The organism is uncultured Aquitalea sp. (genome assembly GCF_945957525.1).
Classification (GTDB): Bacteria; Pseudomonadota; Gammaproteobacteria; order Burkholderiales; family Chromobacteriaceae; genus Aquitalea.
Window position 1 is genome coordinate 60,098 of sequence record NZ_CAMFLA010000019.1, and the last position, 12,511, is coordinate 72,608.

General features: G+C 60.9%; 9 protein-coding genes. 2 read left to right on the forward strand and 7 right to left on the reverse strand.

Annotated elements, in window-relative coordinates:
- Positions 1 to 105: 105 nt before the first annotated feature.
- Positions 106 to 708, forward strand: coding sequence for a flavin reductase family protein (locus tag Q0P52_RS16150; protein ID WP_293765260.1), 603 nt, complete (start codon positions 106 to 108; stop codon positions 706 to 708).
- A gap of 200 nt (positions 709 to 908) precedes the next feature.
- On the opposite strand, the gene Q0P52_RS16155 is transcribed toward Q0P52_RS16150, so the two are convergent.
- From Q0P52_RS16155 to Q0P52_RS16180, 6 genes are all read right to left on the reverse strand, one after another.
- Entirely contained in the window at positions 909 to 1,832 is a 924-nt protein-coding gene (locus Q0P52_RS16155; RefSeq protein WP_293765262.1) for a VirK/YbjX family protein, read from the reverse strand.
- A gap of 48 nt (positions 1,833 to 1,880) precedes the next feature.
- Complete coding sequence (locus Q0P52_RS16160) at positions 1,881 to 2,123, reverse strand: PhaM family polyhydroxyalkanoate granule multifunctional regulatory protein (protein ID WP_293765264.1); 243 nt, start codon at positions 2,121 to 2,123, stop codon at positions 1,881 to 1,883.
- Between the two features lie 72 nt (positions 2,124 to 2,195).
- Positions 2,196 to 4,481 carry an NADP-dependent malic enzyme gene (locus tag Q0P52_RS16165; protein ID WP_293765266.1) on the reverse strand — a complete coding sequence of 762 codons (2,286 nt, stop codon included), beginning with the start codon at positions 4,479 to 4,481 and terminating at the stop codon, positions 2,196 to 2,198.
- 153 nt (positions 4,482 to 4,634) lie between these two features.
- A complete protein-coding gene (locus Q0P52_RS16170) occupies positions 4,635 to 5,963 on the reverse strand; it encodes a TRAP transporter large permease subunit (protein WP_293765267.1) in 1,329 nt (442 codons plus the stop codon).
- A complete protein-coding gene (locus tag Q0P52_RS16175) occupies positions 5,960 to 6,550 on the reverse strand; it encodes a TRAP transporter small permease (protein WP_293765269.1) in 591 nt (196 codons plus the stop codon). Before Q0P52_RS16175 ends, Q0P52_RS16170 begins: the two co-directional genes overlap by 4 nt.
- A 67-nt stretch (positions 6,551 to 6,617) precedes the next feature.
- Entirely contained in the window at positions 6,618 to 7,622 is a 1,005-nt protein-coding gene (locus Q0P52_RS16180) for a TRAP transporter substrate-binding protein (protein ID WP_293765271.1), read from the reverse strand.
- 120 nt (positions 7,623 to 7,742) lie between these two features.
- On the opposite strand from Q0P52_RS16180, the gene Q0P52_RS16185 reads away from it, so the two are divergent.
- Positions 7,743 to 10,073: a PAS domain-containing sensor histidine kinase gene (locus Q0P52_RS16185; RefSeq protein ID WP_293813774.1), complete on the forward strand. Its 2,331-nt coding sequence runs from the start codon at positions 7,743 to 7,745 to the stop codon at positions 10,071 to 10,073.
- A gap of 161 nt (positions 10,074 to 10,234) precedes the next feature.
- Here Q0P52_RS16185 and nadB read toward each other — a convergent pair whose 3' ends face one another.
- Positions 10,235 to 11,809, reverse strand: coding sequence for an L-aspartate oxidase (gene nadB / locus Q0P52_RS16190; protein WP_293765274.1), 1,575 nt, complete (start codon positions 11,807 to 11,809; stop codon positions 10,235 to 10,237).
- Positions 11,810 to 12,511: the final 702 nt, after the last annotated feature.

The following is a 12,511-nucleotide window of genomic DNA, read 5'->3' on the forward strand; positions in this document are numbered from 1 at the left end:
AGTCTGCACCATGCGTGTCGTTGGGATGGGCGTTGCTAGCGCAACCTTTTCAATGTTGCGATGCAGCATTAAAATGGCATTTCAATAGCTAGCAGGGGGTGTGCCATGGATTGCGATATCAGGGAGCTGGAGTCCTCAGCCGTCTACAAGATACTCACCGGCAGCATCTTGCCGCGCCCCATTGCCTGGGTCAGCACGCAGGACAAGCTGGGCGTGGCCAACCTGGCGCCGTTTTCCTTTTTTACTGTGGCCAGCCTCAATCCGCCGGTGCTGGCGGTGTCCATCCTGCGCAAGCCGGACGGCAGTGAGAAAGACAGCCTGCGCAATATTCGCGATACCGGCGAATTCGTCGTCAACATCGCCAACCAGCCGTTGGCCGAAGCCATGAATCTGTCCTGTGGCGCTTACCCGGCCGAGGTGGACGAGTTTGATGTGGCGGGCCTGCAGAAAAGCCGCGGCCAGTCGGTGCATGCCCCCGGCGTGGCGCAGGCGCCGGTGCGGTTCGAGTGCGTTTTGCACGGCAGTCTGGATATCGGTGCAGGCCCCGGCGCGGGTACGCTGGTGTTGGGCGAGATCCGCCATCTGCATGTGGCGGATCAGGTTTACCGGCAAGGGCATATCGATCTGGATGCCTTGCAGGCGATCGGCAAGCTGGCCGGCGACGGCTATGCCAGAGTGCATGACGATTTCGATCTGGCCCGCCCGTGAAACGGCTAACCAAGCCTTGCAAAGACCTGGCCCAGTGCGCGGCGACGCAGGCAGTGCCTGGCGCACGACCAGAAAGCGCCATGGAGAAGCAGAGGAGCAGCGGCTTCTGACAACACGCGATGCCGGCTGCCGGCAATAATGATCCCTCCATGAAAAAAGCGCCGGGAGGGCGCTTTTTTCATGGAGGGGCTCAAGGCCTTTCAGTGAGACAGGGTCTGGCGGATTTGCGCTGCCAAGTCGTCCAGCAGGGCGTAGCGGCGGTTGTACTCGCTGCGCTTTTTACTGGCGATGTCTTCCATCGGCTTGCGCGGGATGGGGAAGGGCAGGCGGAAGAAAACCGAATCGGCGCGCTCTGAGCCCAGGCTTTCCCAGAAACTGTCGTAATCAGCCTGAAAGTCGCGGTTGTAGCGCCAGGAGCTGTAAATGTGCTGATCCTTGCACACGGCGCGTACTTCAACCGCCTTGAACGCCTCCGCCACCACCATCAGCGCTTCCACCACCAGCCGCTTGGGAAACAGGCCGTGGCAGGCCTTGGTGGCAGTTTTGATGCCTTCCGCGCCATAGTCTTTGTGGGGTCCTTGCAGGCCGCCGATGACGATGACGGTTTTGCCGTCTTGTTCGCATACGGTGAAGGTGAGCGTGGCCAGCGGAGTGTCCTCCCCCTCCAGCCACTGCAGCACCAGCTCGCCTTCTTTGTCGAAATAGTGATTGTGGCCCATGCGGCAGCCAAAGCGCGTCTCGTCCTTGCCTTCCACACTGGCCAGGGTGAGGTTCTGGCGGGAGAGCAGGGCTTCGCGCGCTTGCTCCGGCAGGGTCAGTACCGCGGCGTAGTGGCTTTTCAGACTGGCCAGCTTGCCTTGGGTATCCAGCGCGCAGTGCTGGTAAGGGCGGTGCAGTTTGAGCGCGATGCGCGGCGCTTGACGCAGATAATCCAGCAGGCGCGGCCGCTGGCTGATAAAGGACAGCCAGGCCAGCGTGCCGCGCGGGGTCAGCAGACTGCGCAATACGAATTTGATGCGGTTCTTGCGCTCGTCCAGATAGTCGAGCCGGGAAAAACGGCCGCTGGCCAGCTGGCAAAACAGTTGCAAGGGGCGTGCGGCGGTTTGGGTATCGGTTGGTTTCACTGATGGTTTTTCAAAAAACGTTCACGGGCAGGCCGTGCCGGAGCGGGTTCATTCCTTGGGTTTGAGCGCGACAATGGCGGCGCGCTGCATTTCAAGTGTCTTGATCTGCATGGAAAGCACGCCGAGATTCATCGTCAGCCAGCCTTCCACTACTTTCAGTTCGGCCAGCTTGCGGTCGATTTCTTCCTCTGACATCGGCGGCAGGAAAGGCTGAGCTCCCGGCGGGGTGGCAGTTTGCCAGAGCTGGCGGAAGAGGGCAAAGGGGTCGGCGGGGTTGAAGTCTGCGCTCATGTCTGTCTCCCATAAAAAACGGGCAACCGGAAAGGTTGCCCGTTCAGTATACGACCTAAATCCCGGCGGGGATCAGCCTGCGGTGGACGCAACCTGCGCGTCCACCACGGCCAGCGCCACCATGTTGACGATGCGGCGCACCGAGGAGATCGGCGTCAGAATGTGCACCGGCTTGGCCATGCCCATCAGGATGGGGCCGATGGTCACGCCGTCGGAAGCGGAAACACGCAGCAGGTTGTAGCTGATGTTGGCGGCTTCCACATTGGGCATGATCAGCAGGTTGGCCGAACCCTTGAGGGTGGTGTCCGGCATGGCTTGCGTGCGGATGGCTTCCACCAGCGCGGCGTCGCCCTGCATTTCGCCGTCGATTTCCAGATCCGGATTCTGCTCGCGGATCAGTTCGAAGGCATCGCGCATTTTTTCCGCCGACGGGGTGTTCAAGGTGCCGAAGCTGGAGTTGGACAGCAGGGCGGCCTTGGGCACGATGCCGAAACGCTTCATCGAGTTGGCGGCCATGCCGGTGATGGCGGCCAGCTGCTCGGCGTCCGGCGTGGCGTTGACGTAGGTGTCGGTGATGAAGATATTGCCGGTCGGCAGGATCAGCGCGTTCATTGCGGCGGCCACCTTGTCCGGGTTGTTGTAACCCAGCACGGTTTCCACAATGTCGAAGTGCTGACGGTAAGTGCCGTAAGTACCGCAGATCATGGCGTCCGCGTCGCCGCGACGAACCATCAGGGCGCCAATCAGCGTGGTGTTGCCGATCACGCGACGGCGGGCCTGCTCTTGCGAAACGCCCTTGCGCTTCATCAGCTGGTAGTAGTCTTTCCAGTAGTCGGCAAAGCGCGGGTCGGATTCGTTGTTGACCAGTTCGAAATCCTTGCCGGCCTCCAGCTTCAGGCCCAGCTTGGCGATGCGCTTTTCAATCACGCTCGGGCGGCCGATCAGAATGGGCTTGGCCAGACCCATCAGCACCAGTTCCTGAGTGGCGTGCAGCACGCGCTCGTCTTCGCCTTCGGTCAGCACAACGCGCTTGTTGTCCTTCTTGGCCTGGGCGAACACCGGCTTCATGAACAGATTGGTCTTGTAGACGAACTGTGCCAGTTGGTCGGCGTAGGCGTCGAAGTCCTGGATCGGGCGGGTTGCCACGCCGGATTCCATGGCGGCCTTGGCTACGGCCGGAGCGATCTTGACGATCAGACGCGGGTCGAACGGTTTCGGAATCACGTATTCCGGGCCGAAGGACAGTTCCTGATCGCCATAGGCGGAAGCCACGACATCGGATTGCTCGGCCATGGCCAGATCGGCAATGGCGCGCACGGTGGCCAGCTTCATCTCTTCATTGATGGTGGTGGCGCCCACGTCCAGCGCGCCACGGAAAATGAAGGGGAAGCACAGGACGTTGTTGACCTGGTTCGGGTAGTCGGAGCGGCCGGTGCCGATGATGGCGTCCGGGCGGACTTCCTTCACCAGCGGCGGCAGGATTTCCGGTTCCGGGTTGGCCATGGCCAGGATCACCGGGTAGGCCGCCATGGATTTCACCATGTCCTGGCTCACCAGCTTGGGACCGGACAGGCCCATGAAGATGTCCGCGCCCACCATGGCGTCGGCCAGCTTGCGCCAGCCGTTGTCCGCAATGGCGTAACGCTGCTTGGATTCGTCCAGCTTTTCGTCGCGGCCGTGGAAGATCACGCCCTTGGAGTCGCAGACGGTGATGTTCTCGCGCTTCACGCCCAGGGCTACCAGCAAGTCGAGGCAGGCGATGGCGGCGGCGCCGGCGCCGGAAGCCACCACGCGCACGTTGGCGATTTCCTTGTTGACCAGACGCAGCGAGTTGAGCACGGCGGCGGCGGCCACGATGGCGGTGCCGTGCTGGTCGTCATGGAATACCGGGATATTCATGCGCTCGCGGCACTTCTTCTCGATGTAGAAGCACTCGGGCGCCTTGATGTCTTCCAGGTTGATGCCGCCGAAGGTCGGCTCCATGGAACAGATGATGTCGACCAGCTTGTCCGGGTCGTTTTCATTCAGTTCGATGTCGAAGACGTCAATGCCGGCGAACTTCTTGAACAGCACGCCCTTGCCTTCCATCACCGGCTTGCCGGCCAGCGGGCCGATATTGCCTAGGCCCAGCACGGCGGTGCCGTTGGTGATTACGGCCACCAGGTTGCCGCGGGCAGTGTACTTGTAGGCGTTGAGGGGGTCTTCCACGATGGCGTCGCAGGGAGCGGCCACGCCCGGAGAGTAGGCAAGCGCCAAGTCGCGCTGGGTAGCGAGCGGCTTGGTGGGAGAAACCTGAATCTTGCCTGGCTGAGGGGACTGGTGGAAATCGAGTGCGGCTTGGCGCAATTGCTCGTCCATTCGGAACTCCTGGGTGGTTTCTTTATATGGTCGTCAGATTTTTAGACTGCACATTATAAGGGCTAACCCTCTATGGAGCTATCGCCCTGTCGGACAAAATACGCCGCGGCGGCGCCACGGCGTATTGTTTGTCCTCATCTGCCCTGTATGGGTTTATTGCATCATGCCCAGCATTCTGGGCAGCCACAAGGAAATGCCCGGAACGTAAGTGACCGCGATCAGGAAGCCCAGCATGGTGAGCAGCCACGGCCAGACGGCTACGGTCAGCTCGGTAATGCCCATTTTGGTTATCCCTGAGGCCACATAGAGGTTGAGCCCCACCGGCGGGTGGCACATGCCCACTTCCATGTTCACGGCGATCAGGATACCGAAGTGTACCGGATTTACCCCCAGCTTGACTGCCACCGGATAAAGAATCGGCGCCATGATCAGCACAATCGCGGACGGATCCATGAAATTGCCGGCGGCCAGCAGCAGGATGTTGGTCACCAGCAGGAAGGCGACCACGCCCATGCCCTGACTGGTCATCCAGGCAGCCATGGCCTGTGGAATCTGCTCCGACGCCATCAGGAAGGAGAACAACACGGCGTTGGTGATGATATACAGCAGCATCGCGCTCATGGAGGCGGCGTTCACCAGTACGCGCGGCACATCCTTCAAGCCCATGTCCTTGTAAACGAACACGGCGATGATGAAGGCGTAGACGGCGGCCATGGCGGCGGCTTCGGTCGGCGTGAATACGCCGGTGTAGATGCCGCCGATTACCAGCACGATGAGCAGCAGGCCCCACACGCACTCGCGGAACGCAGTGAAGCGCTCAGCCCAGCTGGCCTTCGGCAAACGGGGGTAGTCGAACTTGCGCGCACGGTACCAGGTGGTCAGGCCCAGTAGCACCGACAGGCACAGGCCCGGCAACACGCCGGCCATGAACAGCTGGCCCACAGAGGCGGTGCTGACCGGTGAGCCATCCGGTCCGGTCACTTCCATGCCGGCGGTGGCGATGGAGTACATCACCAGATTGATGGACGGCGGAAACAGGATGCCCAGCGCCCCGGAGGTAGTGATGACGCCAGCGCCGAAGCGTTGCGGATAGCCTTGTTTTACCATGGCCGGCAGGATGATGGATCCCACGGCCACGACGGTGGCGACGGATGAGCCGGTAATGGCGGCGAACAGCGCGCAGGACACTACGCCGGCCAGGCCAAGGCCGCCGTACCAGTGGCCAACCAGCGTGGTGGCGAAGCGGATCATCCGCTTGGCTACGCCGCCGTGCATCAGGAAGTTGCCGGCCAGGATGAAGAACGGAATCGCCATGATTTCGAACTTCTCGATGCCGGTGAACAGTTTCAGGGCCACCGACTCGATGGGCACCTGGGTCATGGTGAACAGAAAGGTGAGTACCGTCAGGCCCAGCGAGATGGAGATGGGCATGCCGGTGAGCATCAGGGCCAGCAAGAGGCCGAAAATGATCAGCGTGGTCATGATTTGTCTCCGTGCTTGAGGTCGTGCGGGTGGAGGTTGTCCAGCGCTTCGTCGCCTTCCAGGCCATCCACATGGCCATGTTCATGCTTGGGCAGTTCGCCAGTGCGGATGAAGCGCCACGCCACTTGCAGGAAACGGAAACACATCAGGTAGGAGCCGCTGGGAATGGCCAGGTAAACCAGCCACATCGGGGCTTCCAGGTCGGGTGAGGTCTGATCGGTATGGGCGATTTCCCAAACGAAATTGGCGCCCAGCGTGCCGACGATGCCGGTAAACAGCGCGCCGGCCAGCAGGCCGAACACGATGAACTTGGCGCGGGTCTTGTCGGACAGGCGGTTGATCAGCACGTCGACGCCCACGTGGATGCCGGTGCGCACGCCGTAGGCCGCGCCGAACTTGGCCATCCACACAAACAGGTAAATGGTGAGTTCCTGCGCCCAGGACATATTGATGTGGGCGAGGATGGGTTGCAGAGCGGATACGCCGGAGCCGTAGCGGTGCAGCACGGCGGTAAAAGTGATGAGCGTTGCCAGCGCCATCAGCAGGGCGATCATCCACTCCTCGAGGTGGTCGAGGAATTTCATCATGATTCAAGTCTCCAGGCAAAAGCAGCGCCACGGCGCATGGCCGTCGCGCTGCTGGTCAATCCGGTGGTCAGTTGTTGGGATTGAAGCCGGTTTCCTTGTAGATGGCCTTCAGCAGATCCGGGCCGATACGGTCCGCCATCTTCTGATGCACCGGGGTCAGCGCTTTCTTGAAGGCGGCGCGTTCCTGCGGGGTGGGCACGTAAACCTTGGTCTTGCCGGACGCCTTGATAGCGGCGATGGCTTTGTCGTTTTCTTCCTTGGCGATGCGGTTGGCGTAGACGGAGGCGTCGTTCATCGCGCTCTCAAGCTGAGTGCGGACATCGGCCGGCAGGCCGTCCCAGAATTTCTTGTTGACGATCACCGCGTAGCCGAGGAAACCGTGCTGGGTGAGCGTGAGGTTCTTTTGCACCTCATAGGCCTTGCTGGTGTAGAGATTGGAAGCTTCCAGCTCGGTGCCGTCCACCACGCCGGTCTGCAGGGCCTGATACACCTCGGAGAAAGCCATCACCTGCGGCAGCGCGCCCAGCGTGCGCATTTCCTCTTCCAGCACCTTGGAGGACTGGATGCGGATCTTCATGCCCTTGACGTCGGCGGGGGCGTGAATCGGCTTGTTGGCGGAGAAGTTCTTGAAGCCGTTGTCCCAGTAAGCCAGGCCCTTGATGCCCTTGCCTTCCAGCTTGGTCAGCAGCTGTTTGCCGATGGCGCCGTGCATCACCTTGTTCACTTCGTCGTAATTGTCGAAGACGTAAGGCAGGTCGAATACTTCAAATTCCTTTACGCCCAGAGGACCGAATTTGGCCAGGCTGGGAGCCAGCATCTGAACCGCGCCGAGTTGCAGCGCCTCCAGCTCTTCCTTGTCCTTGTAGAGCTGGCTGTTGGGATACACCTGTACTTTGACTTTGCCGTGGGTGCGCTCTTCGGCCAACTTCTTGAAATATTCGGCGGCTTTGCCCTTGGGCGTTTCCGGGGCTACCACGTGGCTGAACTTGATGACGATTTCACCAGCGGCATTGGCCATGCCGGTAAAACCGAAAGCGGCGGTCAGAGCGAGTGCGGCGATCTTCAGTTTCATGAGAGTCTCTCCATTGCGTCTTTGCGTTGAATTTTGTAATAACACGAGCCTTGTTGGCGGCCCGTTGTTAGGGTGTAAAGTAGAAGGCCTTGCAACAACTCACCATTGGGGACTTCGGCATTGCTGTTTTCCCTAACGCCCATGCACGTGATCGATCTTCTGGCCCGCCGCCGTTCCCCCCGCTTGCTCTGGCTCAGCGCCACGCTCACCCTCTTGGCTTTGCTGGCTGCGCTGGGCAGTCTGTTTTATCTGGTGTACCGGGACTGGGTGGATGAGCAGCGCGACAACCTGATTCAGGAGGTGCTGTGGCTTGAGCAGTCCATGCGCTTGCACATGGAGGGGCATCAGGAGTGGGCGGAGGGTATCTCGGCGGATGTCGCGGCCAATCGCCTGAGCGAAGATCGCTTCGAGCAGAGCGCGGCTTTTTTCATGCGCGAGAATCCGGAGGTGATTCTGGTGCAGCAGGTGGGGGCGGATGGCAAGGTGCTGCGCGATCAGCACGGCAGCCTGCCCCTTGCCCGCCAGTTGTCCGGCGACGAATACGACGCCATCTGGCGTTCCGCCCGGTTGCGGCGCGCCGAGTATGGCCAACCCTATCGCCGGGCCGACGGCAAATACCGCTTTGATCTTGCCGTGCCGGTGATGCGGGACGGTGCCTCCAAGGGCTCCATCCGCTTGGTGTACCAGTTTGATCTGCTCCTGCATCATCAGGTGCCGTGGTGGATTGCTTCCAAAAATTACATCAGCTTTGTCGACGTGGGCGGCAAGGTGTTGGCTTCCAAGTTTGATCCTGCTGAGCGGCCGGGCTCCATTTCACACCAGACCAGTTTCGATCCGCCGGGCTTCGGCATCTATTTGCGCGCCGTCAGCTATCGTTCCGGACTGGGCCTCACGCTGCCGGTGCTCACTGCGCTCATTACCCTGCTGGTGCTGGCCTTGCTGTATTCCATCTGGCGCATCCGCCGGCACATGCGGGAGCGTTCCCGCGCGGAGCAGGCGCTGGCATCGGAAATCTCGCTGCGGCAAGCCATTGAGGACTGCATGAAGAGCGGGCTGGTGGCCATCAGCTTTGAAGGGCAAATCCTGCGCGTGAACCGCGCCTTCTGCGAAATGCTGGGCTACCCGCCGGAAGCGCTGGTAGGGCAGAAGCCGCCGCACGTGTTCTGGCCCAAGGACGACCACGGCCAGATGGAGTCGGCCATGGATGCGGTACGGCACGGCCTGCAACCGGAGCAGGGCTTCGAGCTGCGCTTTGAGTGCAGCAACGGCGAGTTTGTCGAAGTGCGTCTGTACGCTACGCCGCTGATCGAGCGCGACGGCAGTCATCGAGGATGGATCGCAGCCCTGTTCGACATCACCGAACGCAAACGCCAGCGGCTGGCCCTCAATGCCTCGCACCAGCGTTTCCTCACTGTGCTCAACGGCATGCAGGCGGGGGTGTGCGTGGTGAATCAGGAGTCGGGCCAACTGCTGTACGCCAACCCAACCTTCTCTTGGCTATGGTTGGCCGAAGAGCCGGACGCGCCGTGCTGTCTGTTGCTGCCGGGCTTGCATGACGACCCGGAAAAGGACGATCTGCAAGGGGAGTTTTCCCTGCAAAACTCGGAACGCTGGTTCCAGACCCATCGCCGTCGGCTGGAATGGGTCAATGGCGAGCCGGCCTGGCTGGTCATCCTTGCCGATGTCACCGAAGAGCGCGAGCAGGCTGCGCGAACGCTGGCGCAGCAGGAGCGCTTCCAGACCACCTCTCGCCTCATCGCCATGGGCGAAATGGCGTCCAGTCTGGCTCACGAGCTCAATCAGCCACTGACCGCCATTACCACCTACTCGGCCGGACTGGCGCGGCGCTTGCCGGAGGAGCTGACCTTGCCGGCAGGGGTGCGCGAAGCGGTGGGGGCCATTCATCAGCAGGCGCAGCGCGCCGGGCAAATCGTCAAAAGCATCCGCGCCTTTGTCAAAAAGCACGAACCGCAACTGGAGAATGTGGACCCGGCGCGAGTGGTCATGCGCGCAGTGGCGCTGGCCGAGGCTATGGCGGTCAAGGCTGGTGTGCAGCTGATCATCGAGCAGGATCACAAGGCTTGCCGGCTGGACATGGACCCGGTGTTGATCGAGCAGGTACTGCTAAACCTGATGAAAAACGCCATGGAGGCGATGTTGGAAGCGCAAAGCAAACGGCCGCACATTGTGTTGCGCACCGTGGTGGGGCCGGCGTTCTGGCGCGTGGAAGTGGCGGACAATGGCCCGGGACTGGCAGACAACATCAAGCACGAGTTGTTTACGCCGTTCTATTCCACCAAGCCGGATGGCATGGGCATCGGTCTTAACATCTGCCGCTCCATCGTCGAATTCCATCGCGGAGAATTCAGCGTCAGTACGCCATTGGCGGGAGGTTGCGTATTTTGGTTTACCTTGCCGCTGGCGCCTGTCGCTCCTTCGGCCAACGTATGAGCGGGGTCGTGCGCCACGGGTTGCCCTCATTGCCTATGGCGTTTGCTTCAGCGCCCGGCGGGTGTGTGCGTCTGATTCATGGCCCGCCACTGCCGACAGCTGGAACACAATCAAAAACGACGCCGAAAGGCGTCGTTTTTGATTGCGGGGCAGGCGCAGCCTTATTCAGGTGTCAGCACCGTCTCTTGCGTGGTTTCCTGCATGCCGGGATAGTCCCGGCTGTAATGCAGGCCGCGGCTTTCCTTGCGCAGCAGGGCGGAGCGCACAATCAACTCCGCGGTTTGCACCAGGTTGCGCAGTTCGATCAGATCATTGGTGACGTGGAAGTGGCTGTAGTACTCATTGATCTCTTCGGACAGCAAGCGGATGCGGCTTAGCGCGCGCATCAGGCGTTTGTTGGTGCGGACAATACCCACGTAGTCCCACATCGCGCGGCGCAGCTCGTCCCAGTTATGGGAAATCACCACCTCTTCGTCCGGATCGGTAACGCGGCTATCGTCCCAGTCCGGAATCTTTGGCAGTTTCACGTCCGGCGCGGCCAGAATGTCCTCCGCCGCAGCCTTGCCGATCACCAGACACTCCAGCAGCGAGTTGCTGGCCAGACGATTGGCGCCGTGCAGACCGGTGCAAGCCACTTCGCCCACCGCATACAGCGCGTCCACATCGGTATGGCCGGTGAGGTCGGTCACCAGCCCGCCGCAGGTGAAATGCACAGCCGGCACCACCGGGATCGGCTGTTGCGTGATATCGATGCCCAATTCCAGACAGTGCGCGTAAATATTGGGGAAGTGTTCCTTGATGAAGTGCGCCGGCTTGTAGGAGATGTCCAGATGCACGCAATCCAGGCCGTGCTTTTTCATCTCGAAGTCGATGGCGCGCGCCACCACGTCGCGCGGCGCCAGTTCGGCGCGCGGATCGTGCTCCGGCATGAACCGGGTGCCGTCCGGCAGTTTCAGAATGCCGCCTTCGCCTCGTACCGCTTCGGAAATCAGGAACGATTTGGTGTGCGGGTGATAGAGGCAGGTGGGGTGAAACTGGATGAACTCCATATTGGCCACCCGGCAGCCAGCTCGCCAGCCCATGGCAATGCCGTCGCCGGTCGCCGTATCCGGATTGGTGGTGTAGAGATACACCTTGCCCGCGCCGCCGGACGCCATAATCGTATGCTTGGCGGCAATGGTCACCACCTGGTCCAGATGCTTGTCCAGCGCGTACACGCCATAGCAGCGATTGCCTTCAATGCCCAGCTTGCGCGAGGTGATGGCGTCGATGGCGATGTAATCCTCCAGCACCGTTATGTTCGGGTGAGCCTTGATTTTCTGGCCCAGCGTAGAGGTCACGGCAGCGCCGGTAGCATCGGCGGCATGAATGATGCGGCGATGACTGTGCCCGCCCTCGCGCGTCAGGTGATAACCGGTGCGGTGAGTTTCATCCTTGGTAAAGGGCACCCCCAGCGCGATCAGCCAGTCAATCGCCTCCTTGGAGTGTTCAACGATGAAACGGGTGGCCTCTTCATTGCACAAACCGGCGCCGGCAATCAGCGTGTCGCGGATGTGCTCCTCGACCGAGTCTTCCGTATCCAGCACGGCGGCAATGCCGCCCTGCGCATAAGTGGAGCTGCCTTCCAGCAGATCGCGCTTGGTGATCAGGCCCACCTTGCGGGTTTCGGCCAGATGCAGGGCCAGCGTCATGCCGGCCAGACCACTACCAATGATCAGAACATCAAACTTGAGCATGATGATTGCCGCCCGAAGCGGACATGGCGTGTTGCAAGAGGGTAAAGGTTAGCAGAAGCAGGCCGCAGCGACATCCCCGACGTCATCATCGCCGTACTGGGCTGGATCGGTCGATAGCCCGAACTCCTACATATATTAGTGTGTGGGCATTCAACAATTACGCCCACATGGTGGTTGGAGACTGGAATGACGCTACACAGGTTTTTTGCAGAGAGTAACTATGCGGCCAGGTGGGATATCAACCCGCCTTCGGCAAACCTCCGACCGGTGCGTGGGTGAGGTTTGCCAGAAGATGGTGTTCTTTATCCGGCGTGTCCCTTATCCGGCCGTCTCTCCTCAGCCACTCATGCCGCCTGTCTATATATAAGCCCCCGTACAGAGCGCGGCCCAACGTTGGCCGAAGGGCGGCTTCCGCCATCGGCAGCCAGGTTTCCTGGTTTTCCTCCTCCCGCGACGGGGAATTCCCCCGTTTTCATCGCTCATCCCCGGGCAAAGCAGCCCCTCATCGCCCGCCCAACAAGGTCCACGCGCTGGCGGATCGAAGAATCATGACGGGCCGGTTAAAACGAAACCGTTGCGGATCAAGGGTTTGGGTTGAGGTGGGCGGCGGCGAGTCGCTTTTTCTCAAAATACCTGTTGACGGAGGCTGGGGCGGGAGGTATAGTTCGCCTCCTCAGCAGACAACGCAGCGACGGAAACGAA